Below are 23426 nucleotides of genomic sequence, written 5' to 3' on the forward strand. Positions count from 1 at the left end.
CTGAAAATATAGTATTGGTCAGTATCCGATGGTTGGCTGATGAAACCGTAAATGTCGGGCAAATTCAGTCAGTTGGCTGGGGAAAACAATAATTTTTAAGGGACGGACGGGGCAAAAATGGCGGAAATCAAGGGAAGCGGCGGATTGGTTCTGGTTGATGCACTGCACCGTTTGGGTGCGCGGCGAATCTCCTGCGTGGCCGGGGAAAGCTATCTGCCGGTTCTGGATGCCCTGTTGGATTACCCAGATATTGACGTTATCACCTGCCGTCACGAAGGTGGGGCCGGGTTTATGGCCGAAAGCTGGGGCAAGCTGACCGGGCAGCCGGGTATTTGTTTTGTCACGCGCGGGCCGGGTGTGTGCAATGCGTCCATCGCCGTGCACACCGCGAAACAGGATTCAACGCCGCTGATCGTTTTCATGGGACAGGTGCGCCGTTGGGAACGCGGCCGCGAAGCGTTTCAGGAAGTGGACGTGCGCGCCGTGTTTGGCGATCTGGCCAAATGGGCGGTGGAAATTGATGATCCATCCCGCATTCCCGAAATCGTCAACCGTGCGTGGCATGTGGCGACGACGGGGCGTCCGGGGCCTGTGGTCATCGGCCTGCCCGAAGATATGCTGAGCGAAATGACCACAGCGGTGCAGGCGGATTATGCCGCGCCGGAACCCATCGGCATCACGCCCGCGGCACTGGATAAAGTGGCAACGATGATCCGTGAATCATCGCGCCCGCTGGTCATTATTGGTGGAGCCGGATGGGATGATGCGGCGTGTGCCGAATTTGCAAGTTTTGCCAGCGCGGCACATTTGCCCGTTGCGGCGGCGTTTCGTCGCCATGATCTGATTGATCACCGTCATGCGTGTTATGTCGGTGAATTGGGTACCGGGCCGAACCCGAAATTGCTGGACCGTGTCAAACAATCCGATCTGCTGATCGTTGTTGGCGCGCGGCTGGATGAAATCACGACGCAGAGCTATGCGCTGATCGACGCGCCAGTACCAACGCAGAAACTGATCCATATTCATGCCGATGCGGCGGAGTTGGGTAAGGTCTATACGCCGACATTGGCCATTCAGGCCGATATGATTCCGGCGGCCAGTGCCTTGGCCGGTATTGCGTTTAATCTGGGTGGACGTGAACGGGCCGGGTGGAAAGATGACGCCCGCGCCGATTTCACGGCGTGGACGGATATTGATCTGGCCAATCGTCCCACGTTCGACGGGCCGGATATGACGGCGATTTTTTCGTACCTGCGTGATGTGTTGCCCGATGATGCGGTGGTGACAACGGACGCCGGGAATTTTAGCGGCTGGGCGCAACGCTATTTGCGCTATCGTCGCCCGGGTCGTTTGCTGGCACCGCTGAGTGGTGCGATGGGGTATGCCGTGCCATCTGCGGTTGGTGCATCTATTCATCATCCGGACCGCGTGGTTCTGGGGCTGTGCGGGGATGGTGGGTTTATGATGACGGGGCAGGAACTGGCCACCGCTATTCATCATGGGGCCCATCCGGTGATTATGATTTGTAATAACGGCATGTATGGCACCATTCGCATGCACCAGGAACGCAAATACCCAGGCCGTGTCAGCGCCACAACATTGACCAACCCGGATTTCGTTGCGCTGGCGCAGGCCTATGGTGCGTTCACCGCACGGGTCAGCAACACGGAAGAGTTTGCGGGCGTATGGGAACAAGCCGTGAATGCGGGCCGCGTGGCGGTTATTGAAATCGCCATGGACCCGCGGCAATTAACGACGAATGCGGTTTAGAAAAATTTGCGTCACCCCGGCGAAAGCCGGGGTCTTCGTCCATTATGGCTGGAAGATCCCGGCTTTCGCCGGGATGACGGTGGTTGGTGGATTTAGGTATTCAGCGTTTTCGCATAACCATTCATGGCCGTCGCCATTTTGATGTCCAGCGCGGTGACACCGCCTGCATCATGGGTGTTTAACGTCACATCCACGCGGTTCCACACGTTGAACCATTCGGGGTGGTGATTCATTTTTTCGGCCAGAAGTGCGCAGCGGGCCATAAACCCCCATGCTTCGTTGAAATCGGCAAAGCGGAAGGATTTGTGCAGGGCATCCTTGTCCGTTGCCAGAACCCAGCCGTCCAACCCCTGTAATTCGGCTGAAACAGCGTCGCGTGTCATTTTCGTTTGGGCCATTGTTCTTTTCCCCGGAATGGTTAAACTAGCGTTCGTCAAAGTCATCACGGTTTTTCAATGGGGTCAAGGTCATGGACCGGAAGCAGATTATTATGAGTTTTTCCGTTCCGCCCTCCACGGATGATCTGGGGGTCATGGCACGCGAAGTGCTGGACACCGTTCCGGAGGAGCTGGTCGGGTTCTGTGAGGACATGGGAATCGTGGTTGAAGAGTTCCCGGATTCTGTGGTGGAGCAGGAACTGGAACTGGAAGACCCGTATGAACTTCTGGTCCTGTATCGCAGCGGTGCGGAAATTTCGCCCGGCGTGACGAAGAAAAGCACAGACGAAGAAGACACCATGATCGTCTATCGCCGCGCCCTGTTGGATCTGTGGTGCGAAACGGGCGACGATCTGGCCGCGTTGCTGCGTCAGGCGATCATCGAAGAGATTGGCCAGAACTTCGATTTCTCGGAAGAGGAAGTGGAAGACATGGTGGGGCGCCATTATCAGGGTATGCTGTAGGGTTTTTAAAAACTACAGATGGACACGGATAAACACGGATCATTGCGGTCCGTGTTTTTTGTTGTTATCCCCCGTCACATTCTTCGTCACCCCGGCGCAGGCCGGGGTCTTCATCCCTTAAGGCTGGAAGATCCCGGCCTGCGCCGGGATGACGGATGAGGGGCGATTACGCCGCCAACCCGCGCTCCATAAACCGCGCCATGCGGCGGGCGAAGTTGGCGGGGTCGGGGATGGGTTCGCCTTGGATAATGCGGGCCTGATCCAGCAATAAATGGGCCGCATCGTGCAAATCCGGGCTGTCGGTTCCGGCGTTCTGGGCCAATGTGCTGAGGCGTTGGATCAGCGGGTGATCTTCGTTCACTTCCAGAATGCGTTTGGATTGCGCGTCATATTTCTGGTGAATTTTCAGGACGCGTTCCATGTGCATGTCCACATCGCCTTCGGCTGCGACCAGACAGACGGGGGAATCCGTCAGGCGTGATGAAATCCGCACATCACCCACTTCGTCTTTCAGCAGGTCTTTGAGCGAGGCGAGCAGCGGTGTCGTGTCCCGATGTTCGGATTCCGGTTTTTTATCGTCCGCGGTGTTCTGTTTTTCGAATTTTGATAGGTCGATAGACCCCTTGGTCACCGATTTAAACGGCTTGCCATCAAAATCATGGATTTGCTGCAGCCAGAAATCGTCGATCGTATCGGTCATCAACAACACTTCGATGCCGCGGGCCTTGAAGCCCTCGATCTGCGGGCTGTTTTTGAGCATCTCCAGATTTTCTCCGGTGATGTAATAGATGGAATCCTGTCCATCCTTCATCCGCGATACATAATCGGACAGGGAGGTCAGCGTATCCTCCTGATGGGTGGAGAAGAACCGCGCGATTTTGAACAAGCCTTCGCGGTGTTCAACGGCGTCATAGAGCCCTTCCTTCAAAACCGGGCCGAATTGACCCCAGAAGGTTTTGAACGCCGCCGGATCATCTTCGGACAATTTGTTCAAGTCTGACAAAACACGCTTGGCCACGCCGCTGCGGATCTTGGCGATGACCGGGTTCATTTGCAGCATTTCACGGCTGATGTTCAGCGGCAAATCTTCGCTGTCGATCACGCCGCGCACGAACCGCATCCACGGATACATCAACCCATCCATCGTGTCGCTGATAAAGACGCGTTTGACGTACAGGCGCACGGCTGTTTTACGGCCCGGGTCATACATATCCCACGGACGCAGTGTAGGAATGTAAAGCAGGGCGGTATATTCAATTTTCCCTTCCGCGCGCCAGTGGCTGGTCAGGACGGGTTCATCCAGCCCGTGGCTGATATGGCGGTAAAATTCTTCGTATTGTTCGGTGGTGATGTCCTGCTTCGACCGCATCCACAGGGCGGAGCCCGCATTGACGGGTTTTTCGTCAATTTCCGTTTTAGCCGGATCGGACAGGTAAACGGGCACGCTGATATGATCGGACCAGATTTGAATAACCTGTTTCAATTTTTCATCGATCAGGAAATCGCTGGCATCGTCATTGACGTGCAGGATGATCAATGTGCCGCGCCCGCTGGATAATTTTTTGGCTTCGTCTGCCGTCGCTTCGCGAACGGTGAAGCCCGTGCGGCCATCGGATTCCCAATGGTGGGTTTCGGATGTTCCGGCGCGGCGGCTGATCACCTCGACCTTATGCGCGACCATGAAGCTGGCGTAGAAGCCAACGCCAAACTGGCCGATTAAGGACAGGCGGTCCTGCTCTTCGCCTGCGCTGGATTTAATTTGTTCCATCATGGCGCGGGTGCCGGATTTTGCGATGGTGCCCAGATTGTCGATCATGTCCTGCCGCGACATACCGATGCCGTTATCTTGGACATGCAGGCAGCGATACCCCGTATCCTTGAACACGTTGATCTTGAAAACCGTATCGCCGCTGGCCAATGACGGGTCGCGAATGGATTCATACCGCAGGCGATCACACGCATCCGCTGCGTTGGACACCAGTTCGCGCAGGAACACATCGCGGTTGGAATACAGCGCATGGGCCACGATATCCAGCAAGCGGGATACATCGGCGCCAAAATTCATTGTTTCGTTTGTCATCTTTTACTTTGCCTCTTTGTCTATCGTCATCCCGGCGTAGGCCGGGATCTTTTTCCGTTATGGCCAGAAGATCCCGGCCTACGCCGGGATGACGGCTTGATGGGGTTACGGATACAGCATGGACCGGGTCCAGCCCCAGTTCCCATTGGCACAATCGCGCGTATAAACCACGCGGTGATGCATGCGGTGGGGGCCGTCCTGCCAAAATTCAATGCGGGTCGGAATGATCCGGTATCCGCCCCAATGTGCGGGGCGCGGAATATCCGTTGTTCCGTCATACAATTCTTCCAGCGTTTTCACCCGCGTTTCCAGCGCGCTGTAATGATCCAGCGGGCGCGATTGGTCGGATGCGGCGGCGGCCAATTGGCTTTCGCGCGATCGGCTGCGGAAATAATCGTCGGATTCGGCATCGCTGACGCGCTCCACCCGGCCTTCGGCCCGGATCTGGCGGCGCAGTGATTTCCAGTGAATGCAAAATCCCGCAACCGGGTGAGCGGTCAGGGCGTCGCCCTTGCGGCTCTGTCCATTGGTATAGAACACGAAGCCGTGTTCGTCGTAATCTTTCAACAACACCATCCGCACCGAAGGCATACCATCACCGTCCACGGTGGCCAGCGCCATCGCGTTCGGGTCGTTTGGTTCGCTCGCTTCGGCCTGTGCCATCCAGTTGGAAAACAGGACAAATGGATCGGCGGGGGCCTGATTGGCGTTTTCCAGATTATCAAATGTGTCCATATTTTGTGCAACCACCCCAAACAGGGTCTTTTTTTTGCTTCATTTAACACATAGAGTCACATCATAAATAGGGGGCTGTGGCTCCAAGTTCAATCAGGAAAAGGACTTGAGAACGATATGAAGAACATGATTTTGACACTGATGGCGGTTGCGGCTCTCGGTTTGGCCGGTTGCCAGACCACGGGCGGTCAGAAACAAACCTGGGGCACGGGCCTCGGCGCGTTGGCTGGCGGTCTGGCTGGTTCTCAAGTGGGCAGCGGTTCCGGCCGTTTGTGGGCCACGGGGGCTGGCGTTTTGCTCGGCGGTCTGCTGGGCAGCGAAATCGGTGCATCGCTGGACAAGGCCGACATGGCCTATGCCCAACAGGCACAAAACAGCGCAATGACCTCCAAGGTTGGTGAAACGATCAACTGGAACAACCCGCAATCGGGCAATTCCGGTACGTACACCGCAACCCGCGATGGTTACAGCGACAGCAACCGTTACTGCCGCGAATACCAACAAACCATCAATGTTGGTGGCCGCAAGGAAACCGGTTATGGCACGGCGTGCCAAAAACCGAACGGCGATTGGGAAATCATCAACTAATTTCTCCGCATGGAATTTTAAAAGGCCGCTCGGAAGGGCGGCCTTTTTTATTGGGTGGTCGTCGTGTCGTCATCCGGCCATTGCGCGGGCGGTGGTGTTTGCGGCGGGCGGGCGGAGGATGATCCACCACCAAGACCGGGCGCGCGCGGTGTCACGGCTGGTGTTGTCGGCGTGCGCGGTGCCATGGATGGGGTCGGGCGAGCCTCGGCCGGGATGATATTCAAATCATTGGCGGCCTGAAGTTTTCGAACATAGGCGGGGTCTTTCATCGTCATGGCAACCGCGCTGGAAACGCTGGCCAGAGCTGGGGTGTCTTCGCAAAAATCCAGAATATCGCTGAAGGTGACGATTTGTCCCTGACGATATTTTTCCATGATGTTTTCGCCAATGGTGCGTAATGATTCCCATGTTGTTTTATGGCGGGTGCCTTCGAATTCGCGGCGGGCGGCCTCGTCCGGTGTTTTGCTGCCATTGGCCAAGGCGGCCTCAAACGCGCGGCCTGCGGCTTGCAGGGCGGCGGCGCACCACCCGGCGATGTGACCGTCAATCAATCCTTCATTCTGGCGGTTGGCGGCTTCGCGGAACGCTGTGCTGTTGCGTGATCCCATGCCAATCTCGATGACGTCGTGGATGACCCGGTCGACCATGCGTTCGTGCAAACGCTGGCTGTATTTATCCTCGGCAAACGGGCTGTGAATATCGTGAATGGCGTGGATGGACGCGGGCTGAATATGCGTCAATTCCGACACCAGAAAGCCTGTGGCGCGAATGAACGTATCGTAGCTGGTGTTCACAGCGGCGGACAGGATGATGTCGCGGGGTTCACCGCGCCAGGCCATATCCTGCGCGGGTTGGCAGAAATAAATCCATTGGTTCAGCGACACGCCGTCATAGGTCAGGCCGATTTGTTCGGCAATTTTCATGGCCGTGTCGATTTGTTTTTTACGCGCCGGGGGGCGGCGCATCATTTCGGCATAGGCGTATTCGGTCGCTTCCATCGCCAGCGGGAAGGGATATTGTTCTGGCGTGGCACCGGGGCGGCGTTGCAAGGCGGCCATGGCGCGGTCATGCGCCAGTTGTTCAATGGCGTCTTTATCGCCATTGATGCGTCCCATGATGCCGCTGAACACATCGGCGCGCATACATGTGGCGGGATTGTTTGTATCATTCGCATCGGGCAGCAAAATGCCGCCACGGAAATCCGTTTCATAATCGGGGTTGTTGCGCAAATCCGTCATGCGCAGCGCAAACCAGGCCAGATGCCAGGCCAGCGCCCGCGCGGCGTGGGCGTTATCGACTTCATCCATATTAAAGGTGACCAACGCCAGAATATTGTCCTGACTGGCCAGCCCGCCGAACAGATTTTCACGCCATACGCCCAGACCAAGGAAGGACGAGCGTTCATCGTCCTGTCCGGTTTTCAGCATGCGGATCGCGGCCTCCCCGGCGGGGTGGGTCAGCAGTTCCTGCGATGCGCTGCTCAGCGCCTCCAGCCTTTGGCCGTTACGGTGGGCCAGAAAAGTCAGGTGAATCGTACGGTCGTGGTCACGCACCTGGCGCGCCACGCTATGGCAGATTTGTTCGACGAGGTCACTCGGGATGGCCATGGTTAAATTCCGTAATCCCCTCAAAAGACTGGCAAATTACAGCCTTAACCTATCATTCCGGGGTTAATGAAACCTCAAGGGCGGGGAACAGGGGCCTAAAAAGGGCAGAAACCGACGCTATACGGGTGGGTGAAGGGGGCTTAAACCACTGGACGAGGCTACATATTTGTGTAGGATGCGGAGGAACCCAATTAGCAATTTACGTAATATAATCAGGCGGATCAGATGTCCAATTTTATGCAAGGCAAACGCGGACTGATCATGGGTGTGGCCAATGACCGGTCCATCGCATGGGGCATTGCACAAGAAGTCGCGCGTCAGGGTGCGGAACTCGCATTCACCTATCAAGGGGACGCGTTGGAAAAGCGCGTGCGCCCGCTGGCTGACTCTGTCGGGTCCAAACTGGTTTTGCCGTGCGATGTAACGGATGATGCGGCGCTGGATGCCACGTTCGATGCGCTGAAACAAGAATGGGGCAGCATTGATTTCGTCGTTCACGCCGTTGCGTTTTCTGACAAAAATGAACTGGACGGTTTATATATGAACACCACGCGCGCGAATTTCCAGCGCACGATGGATATTTCCGTTTACTCCTTTACCGCTGTGGCACAACGCGCCGCCGCCATGATGAACGCAGGCGGCAGCCTGCTGACCCTGTCTTATTACGGGGCGGAACGTGTGATGCCGCATTATAACGTGATGGGTGTGGCCAAGGCCGCGCTGGAATCATCCGTCCGGTATCTGGCCGCTGATCTGGGCCCGCGTGACATTCGTGTGAATGCCATTTCCGCCGGACCGATCAAGACACTGGCCGCTAGCGGCATCGGTGATTTCCGTTTCATCCTGAAATGGAATGAGCTGAACGCGCCGTTGCGCCGGAACGTAACGATCGAAGATGTGGGCCGTTCGGGCCTGTTCCTGCTGTCCGATCTGGGCAGCGGTGTGACCGGGGAAATCATGTATGTCGATTCCGGTTACAACATTATCGGTATGGCCGGGGTGGATAACGCCGCCGGAACCGCCGAATTACTGCAATCCATCGCCCAGAAGGGTGAAGAAAAGGCCGCATAATCGTCTTTTTGACCTGTTGATTCAAAACGCCGCGTGGATGACAATAGACGTCGTCCCGCGGCGTTAATTTTTTGTGGTTTAAGCAGGCATGTCAGGCAATCGGTTCGGAACATTATTCCAATATCAAAGCTGGGGTGAAAGCCACGGGCCGGCCATCGGGTGCGTTGTGGACGGCGTACCGCCGCGCATTGAATTGAGCGAAGCGGACATTCAACCCTTCCTCGATCGCCGCAAGCCGGGCCAATCAAAATTCACCACGCAGCGTCAGGAAGCGGACGAAGTTAAAATCCTCTCCGGCGTGTTCGAGGGGCAGACAACCGGAACGCCGCTTTCCCTGATCATCGAAAACAATGATGCCAAGTCGAAAGATTATACGGACATCAAAGACAAATTCCGCCCCGGCCATGCCGATTTCACATACCAGAAAAAATACGGCATTCGCGATTATCGTGGCGGTGGTCGGTCATCGGCGCGTGAAACGGCGATGCGTGTTGCGGCGGGGGCGATCGCCCGCAAAATTTTACCGGGCGTGACCATTCGCGCCGCCGTGGTGCAGGTGGGGCCGCATAAAATCAATCGCGACAATTGGAATTGGGACATTCTGCACGACAATCCGTTTTTTACAGTGGATGCGGATATCGTTCCGGTGTGGGAAGAGTTTCTGGATGTCCGCCGCAAGGCCGGGTCCAGCGTTGGGGCCATTGTTGAAGTGGTCGCCAGTGGCGTTCCCGCCGGTCTGGGCGCGCCCGTGTATGACAAGCTGGACGCCGATCTGGCCAAGGCATTGATGTCGATCAACGCGGTGAAGGGCGTTGAAATTGGCGCTGGGTTCGATTGCGTCACATTGGGCGGCGAAGAAAATGCCGACGACATTCGCATTGGTGCAGACGGCAACCCAATCTTCCTGTCCAATCATGCGGGCGGCATTCTGGGTGGTATATCGACCGGGCAGGATGTTGTGGCTCGCGTTGCGTTTAAGCCGACCAGCTCGATTTTAACGCCAAAACAAACCATCGACGTGCATGGGAACGAAACCGATATCGTCACCAAGGGGCGGCATGATCCATGTGTGGGTCTGCGCGGTGCGCCGGTGGTCGAGGCCATGGTGGCCTGCGTTCTGGCCGATCATTGGCTGCGCCACAAGGCCCAAAACCTATAAGCCTTCTTTTTAAATCAGGAACAAAACCATGATCCGCAAACAACCGTTATTTTCCCGCGCCGTACCACAGGCAACAGTCACGCCCAAACGGCGGTCTTTTCTGGGGCGCGTCTGGGGTGGCATGGGCCGTGCGTTGCGCAAGACCTGCACCGTTATTGGTGCGTTGATCCTGTTTTCGGCCTTTGTGAATATTCTGGTGTTTTCCTTTGCGCACGAGGAAAAGAAAATCGTTCTGCCGGAACAATTTATCCTCAGCCTGACGTTGGATGAAGGTTTGAGTGAAGATGAAAACCCGACCGGCGGTTTAATTCCGCGCAGCCTGTTGCCGGAGCCGATGGATACCTACGCCATGATTGACGCCATTGAGCGTTCGGTCAATGACAAGCGGGTCAAGGCGCTGGCGGTATCGATTGATGGCGGCGGGTTCCCGATGCCAGCGGTGCAGGAATTGCGCGGTGCGATTGCAAAATTCCGGGCCAGCGGTCGCCCGACCATCGTGTTCAGTCCGTCTTTCGCGGATGCTTCGGCGAATTTTACGGCCTATTATCTGGCCTCTGCTTTTGATGAAATCTGGATGCAGCCGGTCGGGATGATTTTTCTGACAGGCATTGATACAGAATCCCCCTACATCCGCAGTGCCTTGGAAAAAATTGGCGTGAAGGGGGCGTATTTCCAGCGCAAGGAATATAAAAACGCGTTCGAAGGTGTGACATCGGATTCGATGAGCGAGGCGAGTGCGGAAATGAATGCCTCGATGCTGGCCGATATTATGGACCAGTTGCTGGACGATGTGGCCGCCGACCGCAAGATGACACGTGATGATGTTATGGCCGCCATTGATCTGGGCGTGTTGACGGATGAAGAATCCGTGTCCAAAGGGTTTGTGGATCATCTCGGTTTCGGGGACGAGGCCATGAAGGCCTTGCGTAAAAAACTCAACACCGAAGACGAAAAATCCATGCCCTCCGTCGTTTTGGAAGATTACCGCGATGCGCGCGGGCATGAATATTTACAGGCCTTGATGGCTAAAAAACCGGGTGAGAAGGACAAGAAACACCCGTCCGTGGCCTTGGTCAATGTATCCGACATGATTGTGCCGGGAACGGGTGAATCCGGTGGGTTGTTCAGCGACAAAATCGCTGGGGCCGAAGATATTTCCGCCGCCATCCGTAAGGCGGCGAAGGATGAGAACATCGCGGCCATCGTTCTGCGCATCAACAGCCCCGGCGGTTCACCGTCCGCATCCGAAACCATTCGTCATGCAACATCATATGCCCGTGAAAAGGGCAAGCCCGTGATCGTGTCGATGGGCAGTGTTGCCGGGTCCGGTGGATATTGGATAGCAACCGATGCCAGCCATATCTTCGCCATGCCCACCACTATGACCGGGTCCATCGGTGTCATTGCTGGGAAATTTGACTTAAGCGGTTTGTGGACGAAGCTGGGCGTGAATTGGGACGGCGTATCGGTTGGCGAAAATGCCGATATGTGGTCGTTTAATAAGGGCTTCGATGAATCTGGAACCGAACGCATGAACGCCATGACCGATCGGATCTATGCCACGTTTATCAAACGTGTGGCCGAGGGACGCAACATGACGCCGGAACAGGTGGAGGACGTGGCCCGTGGCCGCGTCTGGACCGGACGCCAAGCCCATAAAATCGGGTTGGTGGATTCGCTGGGCGGTCTGAATGATGCGCTGGATTACGCGGCCAAGGATATTGGCGCGGGGACACGCCACGATGTGCGGATTGTCCGGCTGCCGGAAAATTCTGGCCCATTATATGACCTGATGAAGCAATTGGGGATTGAGGCCCGCATGCCGGATTCCATCAATGCCATGATGAAAACATGGAATGATTTGACTGCGACATCAACGATGCCGGGTGGCGTGGCCGTGTATGATGCGGGATTAAATCGCTGGAAATGATTATTTGAACATCTGTTCCAGCCGGACATGCAAATCCGGCCAGGCCATGATGATGTGATCGACGCCGATATTATGTTCCAGAATGGACATGGCGGCGTTCAGGTTATAGGCAAAGGGCAAAATGGGGCAGGGTAGATAATCACGTGCGGCCAGTGCGGCCAGAACATCTTTACGCCGATCACCGAAATACCAGATCACGTCATTGGCATCCGGTTTGCGGGGCAATTGCTCAATCGCCTGCAAAATCGGGTCCGGGTATGGTTTGGACCGGCGGATATCTTCGCGGAACACGGTCACGTCGTAATAATGTTCCAGATCGAACGTCTTTAAAATGTCGTGGCCGTATCCCTTGCCCAACCCGTTGCTGATCAAACCGATCGGGATGTGATTGGATTTCAGCAGGTTGAGAATGTCGTAAATGCCGGGGCATGGTTCGACGATTTCGTCCACTTCCTTGCGGCGGATTTTGTGGATGGCGCGGTGGACCAGTAATTTTTTCCGCTTCCCATCCTGAAACCCGACCAGCGGAGGCGCATTGATTTTACGTTTGGCCACGCGCGAAAAGAACGCCGCAATTTTATGCGCACCATCGTCCATCCGCTCCAGCACGCCGAGCAGGGCCGGGTTCAAATGGCGCACCGTGGTGCCATCCATATCAAACAGGACAATGGTGGGTTTTTTTAAGCTCATTATTTTAACGCTTCAATCGTACGGATGATCTGCTGCGCATTCAAACCGGCTTCGTCATATTGCTTTTCGGGGCTGTCCTGATCCTGGAACAAATCCGGCAAATGCATGGTTTTCACGCGGCAGCGCCCATCCAGCAATCCGGCATCATTCATGTATTCCAGCGTGTAGGACCCAAACCCGCCAATCGATCCTTCTTCAATCGTGATCAACTTACCGTGATGGTTGGCCAGTTGCGTGATCAAATCGGTGTCCAGCGGTTTGGCGAACCGAGCGTCAGCCACCGTGACGCTGATGCCTTTTGCGGCCAGCATGTCCGCGGCCTTCAAGGATTCGGCCAGACGTGTGCCGTATGACAGGATGGCGACATCGGTTCCTTCACGCACAATGCGGCCCTTGCCGATTTCAAGAACGGTGCCACGGGCGGGCAGGTCGAGGCCCATGCCTTCACCGCGCGGATAACGCAGGCCAATCGGCCCCACATCATATGCGGCCATGGTGGCCACCATATGCATCAATTCCACTTCATCACCAGCGGCCATCAACACCATATTGGGCAGGCAGCCGAGATACGCCACATCAAACGCGCCCGCATGGGTGGACCCATCGGCACCGACAAGGCCCGCACGGTCCATGGCAAAGCGCACGGGCAGATTTTGAATGCACACATCATGCACAACCTGATCGTATGCGCGTTGCAGGAAGGTGGAATAAATGGTGCAGAATGGTTTTAATCCTTCCGTCGCCATACCGGCGGCGAAGGTGACGGCGTGTTGTTCGGCAATGCCAACATCAAACATGCGATCCGGGAATTCACGTTCGAATAAATCCAATCCCGTTCCAGATGGCATCGCGCCCGTAATGGCTACGATACGGGAATCGTTGCGGGCCTCTTCGATCAGGCTCTGGGCGAAGACTTTGGTATAAGCAGGGGCGGATGGTTTTGATTTATGCTGCGTTCCCGTGACAACATCGAATTTCACAACGCCGTGCATTTTGTCGGCGGAGGACTCGGCGGGGGCATAGCCCTTGCCCTTTTTCGTGATGGCGTGGATCAACACCGGGCCATCATGCGCGCCATCGCGCAGATTGCGCAGGATGGGCAGCAATTGGTCGAGATTATGGCCGTCGACCGGGCCGATATAGTAAAAGCCCATTTCTTCAAACAACGATCCGGTGCCCATGGCGGTGCGCGCGGATTCTTCGGCGCGTTTGACGGCGTGGCGAAGAGGCGGCGGAAGTATTTCGGTGACCTTCTTACCCGTTTCACGCGCCTGCATATAACGCTTGGATGATACAAGACGGGTCAAATGTTTGCTCAGGGCGCCAACGGGCGGGGCAATCGACATGTCGTTGTCGTTCAGGATGACGATTAAACGGCTTTTCGCATCACCCGCGTTGTTCATGGCTTCATACGCCATGCCTGCGGTCATGGACCCATCACCAATCACGCAAATCACATGATTGTCTTTGCCCAGTTGGTCCCGCGCCACGGCCATGCCAAGGCCAGCGGAGATCGAGGTCGAGCTGTGCGCCGCGCCGAACGGATCATATTCGGATTCGGACCGTTTGGTGAAACCAGACAGCCCACCGCCCTGACGCAGCGTGCGAATACGGTCGCGCCGCCCGGTCAGGATTTTATGCGGATAGCATTGGTGCCCAACGTCCCAGATCAAACGGTCATCTGGCGTGTTGAATACTGCGTGGATGGCCACGGTTAATTCCACAACGCCCAATCCCGCACCCAGATGGCCGCCCGTGTGGGATACGGCATCAATCATCTCGCCGCGCACTTCCTCGGCCAGTTGTTTCAACTGGTCGTCGGTGAAATCGCGTAGATCATCGGGCACGACAACGTTGTTCAGCAATGTATTGCTGGAATTATCCCCGAGCCCCCGCGTGTCATTCCCGCGAAGGTGGGAATCCATAGGATCCTGCGGTGCGTGCGTGTTGTTAGAGTGTGTCATACAAGTTGGTCCATATCAGTTATATATAAAACCGCGTCATACCGGCGCAGGCCGGTATCCATGGGGTGGACCGTATGGACCCCGGCCTGCGCCGGGGTGACGGGGTACAATTACGCCCGGCGTTGCAGGACGTAGTCAGCCAGTTCTTTCAGCGTATCGGCACGGCCATTTTCGAAAATGTGCAAATGGCGTTTGGATTGTTCCACCAGCATCTGGGCGCGGGCGCGGGCTTGGTCTTTACCCATCGTGGAAACGAAGGTCGATTTACCGGCTTGTGCGTCCTTGCCCGTATCCTTGCCCATGGCTTCCGGGCTGGATTCAACGTCCAGAATATCGTCCGTCACTTGGAAGGCGAGGCCGAGGTCATAGGCGTAGTTGCACAGCGCTTTACGCATCGGTTCGCTGGCTTTACCCAGAACGGCACCGGCTTCGCAGGCAAATGCCATCAGCTTGCCAGTTTTCATCCGTTGCAGGCGGCTGATCGTGCCCAGGTCGAATTCCTGTTTCTCACCAATCAAGTCCAGCATCTGGCCGCCGCACAGACCGTGCGGGCCAGAGGCCTTGGCCAGCAGATTGACCAGCTCAACACGAACGCGCGGATCTTCGTGCGTTTCAACATCGCTCAAAACTTCAAACGCCAGCGTCAGCAAAGCATCACCAGCCAGAATGGCGGTGGCTTCGTCATAAGCCTTGTGCGTCGATGGTTTGCCACGGCGCAAATCGGCGTTGTCCATGGCTGGCAAATCGTCATGCACCAGAGAGTAGGCGTGAACGAATTCAACGGCGGCGGCGGCGCGGCGGGCGCGGGCCATATCAACACCGAACAATTTCGCCGATTGCATCAGCATGAACGGGCGCAAACGTTTACCGCCGTTCAACGTGCCGTAACGCATGGCTTCGAACAGCGGGGCTTCCGGCAGGTCGGATTCAGGCAGCAGCCGCAGAACCGTTTTGTTTACGGCTTCGGATACTTCATTCATCTGTTCCTGAAGTCCGGGGGCGGCGTCGCGTGGTGATGGGGCCATCTGAATTTACTCCTGTGTCAAAGCTTTGAGCGGTGTTGGGCTTACAGTTCGTGCGCGCTGGCGGCGGGTTTGCCGTCGGCGCCCAGTGTGATTTTTTCGATCTTCGATTGCGCTTCGCGCAGCTTCTTTTCGCAATGCTGCTTCAGGGCGACGCCACGTTCATAGGCGGTGATGGAATCTTCCAGCGGGGCCTTGCCCGTTTCCAGATCACGGACAATGCCTTCCAGCGCGCTCAAGGCTTCTTCGAAGCTCAGACTTTCAACCGAAGTCATGGTTACCCTTTTGTTTTCGTATGGATTTTGCGCGTGGAGTGTAGGCCAGAGCCCCCGATTCCTCAAGGCTTAAGCATGAAAACGGCGCGTTTGAGGGTTGATATCTTTGCAGGGCTGAATGGGGTCATCCTATGGCACAATAAAGATAGACATAATAACGAATAATCGACGCATTAGGGAGGCTAAGTCCATGGAATCACAACAAAACACAACAGATCGCAACCGCCGTGATCCGCTGAAAGAGCTGGATTTTCTGGCCCTGAGCGTACGCAACGGGCGCAAGAGCCAGCATGTTCATGATGTGAACCTGATCATGGCGCAACGCCCCCGGACCCGGTCCCAGAACCATAAAACGATTTAAATCAATATCTTAACCATCCCAAACACGTCATCCCGGCGAAAGCCGGGATCTTTTTCCGTTATGGCGGGAAGACCCCGGCCTTCGCCGGGGTGACGCAGGCGGATAGACTTAAAGATCGGCCAGGGCCAGCAGATGGGCTCTGGCCGCTGTTTTCAGGGCGTCGAGGTTATATCCGCCCTCCATCACCGCAATAACCCGTCCATTGCAAAGCCGGTCCGCCGCATCGCACAGATCGCGGGTGATCCAGCCATAGTCCGAATCCAGCAACATCATCCCACCCAACGGGTCGTCGCGGTGGGCATCAAACCCGGCGGAGATCAGGATGAGGTCGGGCTTGTAGGATTCCAGCGCGGGAATCACCGTGCCCGTCATGGCCGTGCGATATTCATGCGTTCCGGACCCGGCCTGTAACGGCACATTGATAACGCGGTCGGGCGTCTGGTCGGCGGCATCGCCGCGTCCATCGGGGAACAGGCTGTCCTGATGCATTGAAATAAACAAAACATTGTCATGCTTGCGCGCCATCACTTCGCTGCCGTTGCCGTGATGCACGTCGAAATCAATAATGGCAACGCGTTTCGCGCCGTGTTGTTGGGCTTCCAGCGCGGCGAGAAAGATGTTGTTGAACAGACAGAACCCCATCGCATGCGTGGGTTCCGCGTGGTGCCCCGGTGGGCGGGCGGCACAGAATGCACGGCGCGTGGTGCCATTCATCACATCGCGCGCGGCGGTGCAGGCCGCACCCGCCGCTTCAAACGCGGCATCGATGGACGCGGGGGAGATGACGGTATCGGCATCCAGATGCACCAGCCCACGATCAGGAATCGCATCCTCAACCCGCATGACATAGGATTCGGGGTGGGCGCGGGTGATTTGTTTAAAACTGGCCGGATCGGCGTTGATCTGCGGCATGGCATCAAACGGGGATTCTGTCAGCAGATCGAAAATCGCCTGTAACCGTTCAATCCGTTCCGGGTGGTCGGGGCCGGTGTTATGGCGCAATCCGGCTTGGGCTTTGTATATGGTCAAATTGTGCATTTTCGGTCTATCATCCCCATCAGTGATGGGAATTGTACAGAACCCGGAGCAGGGGACAAGAGCCATGAATTACAGCACACACACGACCGTGGATTTTCTGGCGCAAACCTTGCTGCAACGCTGGGTGCCGAAATGGTACGGCGCCTTTTGCGATCCCAACAATGGCGGGTTTTATGAACGGCTGGGTGATCAATTTGTACCGCGCATGGGGCAACCGCGCCGTCTGCTGACCCATTGCCGTCAACTGGCCATGTATGCGCATGCGTCGGCCCACACGCGCGGGGCGTTTAAACCCGATTTGAAAAAACATTTCGATCATATGCTGGCGACGTTCTATGTCCCGGAAACGGGCGGGTGGCGGTTCAGCGTTGATGATGATGGCCACCCGGTTGATGGGACGTATGATCTGTATGCGTTGTCATTCGTTATATTTTCCATGGCGCATTATTACGCGGCCACGCATGATGATCGTGCGCATACCCACGCGCTTGATCTGCTGAAATTTATCGAAACGCATTTCGTCATGCCCGGGTTGCCCGGCTATGTCGAAGCGATTGATGAACAGTTAAAACCCATTCCGCGCCAGCGCCGCCAAAACCCGCATATGCATTTGTTGGAGGCGTGCTTATTTGCTGAAGACACATGGGGCGACCGCGGTTTTGCCGTGATGGCGGATCGCATGGTCGATTTGTTCCATCATTATTTTTACATTCGCGATTTTGGGCAATTGTGTGAATTTTTCACCGACACGTTGAAGCCTGATCCTCAAGATGGAAACAAGGTTGAACCCGGCCATTATTGTGAATGGGTGTGGTTGTTGAAAAAACACGCCTATCTGCGCGGTTATGATTCCATGCACGATGATCTGTGTGCCGAACTGCTCAGTTGGGCCAACGCCCATGGGTGGGATTACGTGCATGGCGGCATTTATGATGTGTTATCGCCCGATGGCGAAGTGCTGACCGACAGCAAACGGCTGTGGCCGTTTACCGAGGCGCTGAAGGCCAATGCCCTGATGCTGGATGTCGTGCCGGAGATTGATAAAACACCGTTGAAAAACCGTATGGCCAAGATGGTCAGCGTTTTCCGCGAACATTATATGAGCGAGCGTGGGTTCTGGGTTGAATGGCTGCACCGCGATTTGAGCGCGGCGGTGGATTATATGCCGGGCACAACGCCGTATCATGTGTATTTCGGCATCATGGAAACATACGCCGTTATGCATGCGCGTGGGCGCAGCGTGTCGTGGCGGGCGGGCATCCTGCTGGGGCTGTATACGATTCGGCGGCAATTATCCGGTGCGGTGCGCGGTGTGAAGGCAAAAATAAAGGCCGGGTAAAACCCGGCCTTTTTATTCGTTCTGAATTCAACGCTTACTCCGCGTATTCCTTCGGCGTCAATGTCACCGGGGCATCGCTGTTGTCATTCGCGGCCGGGCCGGAGGTTTTGTAGCTCATGAATGTCGGCGGTTCGATCGCAGCCGGAGCGGTTTCACCAGCAGCCGGTTCCACGTTCGCAACGGCATCAGCCGACGGCGGCAAGGTGCGGTTATAGGACAATTCCTGCGGGCTCAGTTGGAAGCCAACCAGAACGCGGTACGATCCGGTATCGGCCCCAACGGGCATCACCTGACGAATGGATTCGCTTTGGCTGATTTTGTCCGTGGTTTTGTCATACGACAAAGTGGCAGCAAAGATTTCCTTGGCCAGAATGGAGCCTTGTGCGTTTGTCACCGCAACGAAGTAGGGATAGGAGAAGCTCGGCTTTTCACTGTTCGTGCCACGGCCCTTTGCGCCCAGTGACCCGTTAAAGCCCACTTCCATATCCATCACCATGCCTTTTTCATCGGTGGTGCAGCTATGGCTGACGATGTTCATGGCAACGGAGGATACGTCCTGACCAGCTTTCGGCATGTCCGGGTTTGTAAACTGGTGCAGTTGTTTCAGGTCGGTGACCAGTTGAACGTGCGGGCATCCACCAATCGTTCCGGCAACCGGAACGGATGCATCACCACCGGCGGCGGGCATGATGGCGGCGGCGTTCGCGGCATCGGCCACGGCCGGGTCGGTCGCGAACGGGTTCAGATCGTCCAGATCAATGCTGGCGATTTTGGTCGACAGGTCGGACACGCCGGTCACGACGGTATCGCTGACCGTATTGGCGGCGGTTTCCATGGTTTCGCAAGCGCTTAAACCCAGGGCGGCGGTGGTGGCCAGCAGAAGGACAAATGTCCGGGCATTGAATGTCATGGTGGGATCTCCCCGATCTATTTTTGATAACCTGTCCCTTGTACGAAATTGGGGGCCATTCGGGCAAGAAATGAATGGGGCTTTCCCGGGATTATTCAGGGTTTTCCCCGGGAATGACCATAGAATGAATGGACAAAATCGGCCCCATTTCCTATATAAACCCTTATGACCCAGACAGAATCCGCAGAAAAGCGCCCCCTTACCATCCTTTTGGCCGCCCCCCGGGGGTTTTGTGCCGGGGTGGACCGGGCCATCCAGATCGTTGAACGCGCGCTGACCAAATACGGCGCGCCGGTCTATGTCCGCCATGAAATCGTCCATAACAAATTCGTGGTCGATAATCTGCGGGCCAAGGGCGCGGTGTTTGTCGAAGAGCTGGACGAAATCCCCGATGACGGACAGCCGGTCATCTTCTCCGCCCACGGCGTGCCGAAACAGGTTCCGGCGGATGCCGCCGCGCGTGAAATGTTTTATATCGACGCGACATGCCCGCTGGTCAGCAAGGTTCACCGCGAAGCCGAACGTCATTTCAAAAACGGCCGCCAGTTGATTTTGATTGGCCACCGCGGCCACCCGGAAGTGATCGGCACGATGGGGCAATTGCCGTGCGGCGCGGTCGTTCTGGTGGAAACGCTGGATGATGTGACGACGTTGCAGGTGCGCGATGAAAATAATCTGGCGTACTGCACGCAAACGACATTGTCGGTGGACGATACGGCGGACATCGTTGCCGCGTTGAAAGAACGCTTCCCGACGATTGAAGGCCCGCACAAGGAAGATATCTGCTACGCCACCACCAACCGTCAGGGCGCGGTGAAGGCGATTGCCACGCGCGCCGATGCGTTGATCGTGATTGGCGCACCCAATTCATCCAATTCCAACCGTCTGGTCGAAGTTGGCGCGAATGGCGGATGCAAAAAATCCATGCTGGTCCAACGCGCCGCCGATATTGATTGGGCATGGGTGGATGATGATATTCATACGCTGGGCCTGACCGCCGGGGCCTCCGCACCGGAGGTTTTGGTTGAGGAAGTGATCGCTGCGGCCAAACAACGTTTTGACGTGACGGTCGAAGAAGTCACCATCACACAGGAAAATGTGGTGTTTAAGGTGCCGGGGATTTTGGCGGCGGAGTAATCATGCCGCGATATCCGGCAAACCCGGTATAGGTCCGCGCCAGAAATTGCTCCCGGCTCAATCCGATGGATTCCAGCGCTTCGCGCAATGTGGGCAGGCTGCGGTCATCGACGATCCCCAGATCCATATTCAAATCGCGCAAAGCCACTTTATTGTCCGAAGACAGGCGGCTGGGGCGGGCAAAATCCTGCGCGCATTGCATTTGATTTTTTCGGGCAAACGGATTGGGGCCAAAACTATGGCCGATGGCCAGAATATCATCCGCGTCCATTCGCACGAAAACGATATTGTGCCCGTCATTTTTCACGCGGGCTTCAATAATCCGTTTGTAATTATCCAAGGCCAGCGTGTGGTAATGATCGCCGAACGTGATCGCGGGTTCGCCATTGTCTGGTGTATGAACGAAGAAGTTGCGATTCATAACCGTTTTTGCCGCCTGATGCAGTGTGGCGAAGATATTCCCGTATGTCAGGCGGGTGGATGCAAACATGCTGACATTCATCGGGTCTGGCCGTGATGTGTGAAAGACGCTGGCATCATGCATGGCCAGCAGACTGTTCATCCAGGCCTGCTTCACATAGGCGTCCTGTTCACACCGTTCCTGTGCCGTCACCCAATCGCGCGGGCACAGGATGATGCGGGTCATCGGGTTATATGGGCTGGCGTGCAGGGCGGGGGCGGAGGCCTTTTGCAAAGCATGCAGGCCTTCGTGAATATGGGCGCTGAATAACAGTTGCGAATTGGTGCGGGCACTGGGGCCATAGGCGATATGGTTGTTAAACCCCGTTGTCATCGGATTTGGTGGGTAGATGAATGATTGGTAGGCTGCCATGCAGGATAAATCCTGCACCGGAATATGCGCGCATGCAGTCCGCGTCATGCGGCGCAGGAAATCCAGCCCGACCGCGCCCAGATAGGGATCGTTCAGCCGTGCAATATTGATGCGAACGGAATCGAGTGCAGTGGTCAGTGCGGCTGCTTCAGCAACTTTATCCCAAGCGGATGAAAGCGATTGTGGCGAAGGCGGCGCGGAGTTTTGGTCACGCGACGATTCTTGCATGATAGTCCCTGTATCGTTGTTTTTATATTTGCGGTGATTGTAGGGGGCCGTTTTCGCTCTGGCAAGCCCGTGGCCAGTGAATACGGGCAAGGGACTGAAACTCTTGTATATTAATTTTTATTGCGTTGAATTGTTGCGTTGAAACAATTGGAAAATGATATGCTTTCCCACGTTTATGATTCACATTTTTTGAAAAAACCATCATGGCCGTTTACACAAAAATCGACATTGCAGATGCCAGCGAATTACTCAGCCACTATGAACTGGGTGATGTAACGAAGCTGGAGGGGATTGAGCAGGGGGTGGAAAACACCAACTATCACCTGCACACAACCGCTGGGCATTACATCCTGACCCTGTTTGAAAAACGTGTTGATCCGGTCAATTTGCCGTTCTTTTTCGCATGGACGGATTATCTGGCGACCAAAGGCATTACGTGCCCGCATATCGTGCGTGATGCCGATGGCGCGATGATCCGCAATGTGCGCGGCCGCCCGGCGGCGATTATTTCATTTCTGGATGGCGAGGCCCTGCCGCACGGAAAGATCAATCCCGCTGCGTGTGGCGAGGTCGGGGCTTTGCTGGGCAAGATGCACAAGTTGGGCCAGAAGTTTGATCAAACCCGCGACAATTCAATGGGCCTGCCCGCGTGGAAAGATCTGGCGGCGCGCACGGCGGGGCGGGCGGATGATGTGGAACGGGGGCTGGCCCATTTCATCTCCACCGAAATTTTCCAGTTGGAAAAGGAATGGCCGGGCGCGGATGATCTGCCGCGCGGGACGGTCCATGCCGATTTGTTCCCGGATAATGTGTTCTTTAAACGCGGAACATTGTCGGGGGTAATTGATTTCTATTTCTCCTGCACGGATTTCTTCGTCTACGACCTGATGCTGACCGCCAATGCGTGGTGCTTTGACTCGCGCCAGCATTTACTGGCCTCGCGTTGGGATGCGTTTATTGCCGGGTATGAAAGCGCCCGCAAATTGACCAAAGCGGAAAAGGCGTATATGCAATTCTTTGGCCGGGCGGCTGCGTTGCGGATTATGCTGACGCGGCTGAACGATTTCCTGTTCCATCCGCATGATGCGATTGTGACGCCGAAAGACCCGGTTGAGTATTTAAACATCCTGCGCTGGCACCAAAACCACGATATCGCCGAAAAATGAGTACATCGCCCTCTAAAAAAGTTGAAATCTACACCGATGGCGCGTGCAGCGGGAATCCCGGGCCCGGCGGCTGGGGCGCTATTCTGCGTTGGAATGGACATGAAAAAGAAATGTCCGGGGCCGAGGCCGATACCACCAACAACCGCATGGAAATGATGGCGGCGATTGCCGCGCTGGAAACGCTGAAACGCGGCGTCGTTGTTGACCTGTATACCGACAGTGAATATTTAAAGCGCGGCGTCACTGAATGGATGGCGGGGTGGAAGGCCAAAGGCTGGCCCGCCCGCATTAAAAATCAGGATTTGTGGAAACGGCTGGATTCCGTTTTGCAAAACCATGATGTGAAGTTTCACTGGGTACGCGGCCATTCCGGCCACCCGGAAAATGAACGGTGTGATGAACTGGCGCGCAACGCGATCAAAACACTGCGATAACGAATCGATTCTCTGCTCTCAAACATCGTTTTGAATGCGCCCCTTGTGGATAACTCGGTTATCCACAACGAAGACGCCTGATTCTGGCAAGAAACCGCTCCGCTTAAGCTTCCATTAAAGTTTGCAGCCGAATGTGGAGGTAACAGCGCAGTACACGAAGCCGCACGCAACGGAAAATTTAAAAAAGCG

The 23426-nt window shown here is 55.8% G+C and carries 22 protein-coding genes; 11 read left to right on the plus strand and 11 right to left on the minus strand.

The genetic code is table 11. From position 1 onward, the window contains the following. The first annotated feature begins 117 nt into the window (after positions 1-117). Positions 118-1770, plus strand: coding sequence for a thiamine pyrophosphate-dependent enzyme (locus tag ACSC94_RS01720; protein WP_435641349.1), 1653 nt, complete (start codon positions 118-120; stop codon positions 1768-1770). A gap of 92 nt (positions 1771-1862) precedes the next feature. On the opposite strand, the gene ACSC94_RS01725 is transcribed toward ACSC94_RS01720, so the two are convergent. Next, positions 1863-2168: a 4a-hydroxytetrahydrobiopterin dehydratase gene (locus ACSC94_RS01725; protein WP_435641350.1), complete on the minus strand. Its 306-nt coding sequence runs from the start codon at positions 2166-2168 to the stop codon at positions 1863-1865. A gap of 71 nt (positions 2169-2239) precedes the next feature. Here ACSC94_RS01725 and ACSC94_RS01730 point away from each other — a divergent pair, with 71 nt between their 5' ends. Beyond that, positions 2240-2671: a metallopeptidase family protein gene (locus tag ACSC94_RS01730; RefSeq protein ID WP_435641351.1), complete on the plus strand. Its 432-nt coding sequence runs from the start codon at positions 2240-2242 to the stop codon at positions 2669-2671. A 166-nt stretch (positions 2672-2837) separates the two neighbouring features. Here ACSC94_RS01730 and htpG read toward each other — a convergent pair whose 3' ends face one another. Together htpG and pdxH are read right to left on the minus strand one after the other, a co-directional pair. Next, positions 2838-4751 carry a molecular chaperone HtpG gene (gene htpG / locus ACSC94_RS01735; protein WP_435641352.1) on the minus strand — a complete coding sequence of 638 codons (1914 nt, stop codon included), beginning with the start codon at positions 4749-4751 and terminating at the stop codon, positions 2838-2840. A gap of 105 nt (positions 4752-4856) precedes the next feature. Beyond that, positions 4857-5486 carry a pyridoxamine 5'-phosphate oxidase gene (gene pdxH, locus ACSC94_RS01740; RefSeq protein ID WP_435641353.1) on the minus strand — a complete coding sequence of 210 codons (630 nt, stop codon included), beginning with the start codon at positions 5484-5486 and terminating at the stop codon, positions 4857-4859. A 117-nt stretch (positions 5487-5603) separates the two neighbouring features. On the opposite strand from pdxH, the gene ACSC94_RS01745 reads away from it, so the two are divergent. After that, the gene (locus tag ACSC94_RS01745; RefSeq protein ID WP_435641354.1) at positions 5604-6074 is read left to right on the plus strand and encodes an RT0821/Lpp0805 family surface protein; all 471 of its coding nucleotides are present in this window, start codon (positions 5604-5606) and stop codon (positions 6072-6074) included. Positions 6075-6121: 47 nt separating this feature from the next. On the opposite strand, the gene ACSC94_RS01750 is transcribed toward ACSC94_RS01745, so the two are convergent. Beyond that, the gene (locus tag ACSC94_RS01750; protein ID WP_435641355.1) at positions 6122-7681 is read right to left on the minus strand and encodes a hypothetical protein; all 1560 of its coding nucleotides are present in this window, start codon (positions 7679-7681) and stop codon (positions 6122-6124) included. 225 nt (positions 7682-7906) lie between these two features. On the opposite strand from ACSC94_RS01750, the gene fabI reads away from it, so the two are divergent. From fabI to sppA, 3 genes are all read left to right on the plus strand, one after another. After that, positions 7907-8752: an enoyl-ACP reductase FabI gene (gene fabI / locus ACSC94_RS01755; RefSeq protein ID WP_435641356.1), complete on the plus strand. Its 846-nt coding sequence runs from the start codon at positions 7907-7909 to the stop codon at positions 8750-8752. 88 nt (positions 8753-8840) lie between these two features. After that, a complete protein-coding gene (gene aroC, locus ACSC94_RS01760; RefSeq protein WP_435641357.1) occupies positions 8841-9911 on the plus strand; it encodes a chorismate synthase in 1071 nt (356 codons plus the stop codon). 28 nt (positions 9912-9939) lie between these two features. Further along, positions 9940-11841: a signal peptide peptidase SppA gene (sppA, locus tag ACSC94_RS01765; RefSeq protein WP_435641358.1), complete on the plus strand. Its 1902-nt coding sequence runs from the start codon at positions 9940-9942 to the stop codon at positions 11839-11841. On the opposite strand, the gene ACSC94_RS01770 is transcribed toward sppA, so the two are convergent. The 4 genes from ACSC94_RS01770 to ACSC94_RS01785 all read right to left on the minus strand — a co-directional run bounded on the left by ACSC94_RS01770 (position 11842) and on the right by ACSC94_RS01785 (position 15792). Continuing rightward, positions 11842-12531, minus strand: coding sequence for an HAD family hydrolase (locus tag ACSC94_RS01770; RefSeq protein ID WP_435641359.1), 690 nt, complete (start codon positions 12529-12531; stop codon positions 11842-11844). It abuts the gene before it with no gap. Beyond that, positions 12531-14456 carry a 1-deoxy-D-xylulose-5-phosphate synthase gene (gene dxs, locus ACSC94_RS01775; protein ID WP_435642137.1) on the minus strand — a complete coding sequence of 642 codons (1926 nt, stop codon included), beginning with the start codon at positions 14454-14456 and terminating at the stop codon, positions 12531-12533. Before dxs ends, ACSC94_RS01770 begins: the two co-directional genes overlap by 1 nt. Positions 14457-14605: 149 nt before the next feature. Beyond that, positions 14606-15520 (minus strand): polyprenyl synthetase family protein, encoded by a 915-nt coding sequence (locus ACSC94_RS01780; RefSeq protein WP_435641360.1) that lies wholly within the window; start codon positions 15518-15520, stop codon positions 14606-14608. A 41-nt stretch (positions 15521-15561) separates the two neighbouring features. Continuing rightward, the gene (locus tag ACSC94_RS01785; protein WP_435641361.1) at positions 15562-15792 is read right to left on the minus strand and encodes an exodeoxyribonuclease VII small subunit; all 231 of its coding nucleotides are present in this window, start codon (positions 15790-15792) and stop codon (positions 15562-15564) included. 190 nt (positions 15793-15982) lie between these two features. Here ACSC94_RS01785 and ACSC94_RS01790 point away from each other — a divergent pair, with 190 nt between their 5' ends. Then, a complete protein-coding gene (locus ACSC94_RS01790) occupies positions 15983-16153 on the plus strand; it encodes a hypothetical protein (protein WP_435641362.1) in 171 nt (56 codons plus the stop codon). A gap of 108 nt (positions 16154-16261) precedes the next feature. Here ACSC94_RS01790 and ACSC94_RS01795 read toward each other — a convergent pair whose 3' ends face one another. Further along, positions 16262-17191: a histone deacetylase family protein gene (locus tag ACSC94_RS01795; RefSeq protein WP_435641363.1), complete on the minus strand. Its 930-nt coding sequence runs from the start codon at positions 17189-17191 to the stop codon at positions 16262-16264. Between the two features lie 64 nt (positions 17192-17255). Here ACSC94_RS01795 and ACSC94_RS01800 point away from each other — a divergent pair, with 64 nt between their 5' ends. After that, a complete protein-coding gene (locus ACSC94_RS01800) occupies positions 17256-18530 on the plus strand; it encodes an AGE family epimerase/isomerase (RefSeq protein WP_435641364.1) in 1275 nt (424 codons plus the stop codon). Positions 18531-18564: 34 nt separating this feature from the next. Here ACSC94_RS01800 and ACSC94_RS01805 read toward each other — a convergent pair whose 3' ends face one another. Continuing rightward, the gene (locus ACSC94_RS01805) at positions 18565-19440 is read right to left on the minus strand and encodes a hypothetical protein (RefSeq protein ID WP_435641365.1); all 876 of its coding nucleotides are present in this window, start codon (positions 19438-19440) and stop codon (positions 18565-18567) included. Between the two features lie 165 nt (positions 19441-19605). Here ACSC94_RS01805 and ispH point away from each other — a divergent pair, with 165 nt between their 5' ends. Then, positions 19606-20577: a 4-hydroxy-3-methylbut-2-enyl diphosphate reductase gene (ispH, locus tag ACSC94_RS01810; RefSeq protein WP_435641366.1), complete on the plus strand. Its 972-nt coding sequence runs from the start codon at positions 19606-19608 to the stop codon at positions 20575-20577. Here the strand turns inward: ispH and ACSC94_RS01815 are convergent. Then, entirely contained in the window at positions 20546-21637 is a 1092-nt protein-coding gene (locus ACSC94_RS01815) for a hypothetical protein (protein WP_435641367.1), read from the minus strand. The genes ispH and ACSC94_RS01815 overlap by 32 nt on opposite strands. A gap of 203 nt (positions 21638-21840) precedes the next feature. On the opposite strand from ACSC94_RS01815, the gene ACSC94_RS01820 reads away from it, so the two are divergent. After that, the gene (locus tag ACSC94_RS01820) at positions 21841-22803 is read left to right on the plus strand and encodes a homoserine kinase (RefSeq protein WP_435641368.1); all 963 of its coding nucleotides are present in this window, start codon (positions 21841-21843) and stop codon (positions 22801-22803) included. Next, entirely contained in the window at positions 22800-23237 is a 438-nt protein-coding gene (gene rnhA / locus ACSC94_RS01825) for a ribonuclease HI (protein ID WP_015467103.1), read from the plus strand. The genes ACSC94_RS01820 and rnhA overlap by 4 nt, the downstream gene beginning before the upstream one ends. Positions 23238-23426: the final 189 nt, after the last annotated feature.

Origin of the sequence: Micavibrio aeruginosavorus, from assembly GCF_051245535.1 — a bacterium.
Classification (GTDB): domain Bacteria; phylum Pseudomonadota; class Alphaproteobacteria; order Micavibrionales; family Micavibrionaceae; genus Micavibrio; species Micavibrio aeruginosavorus_D.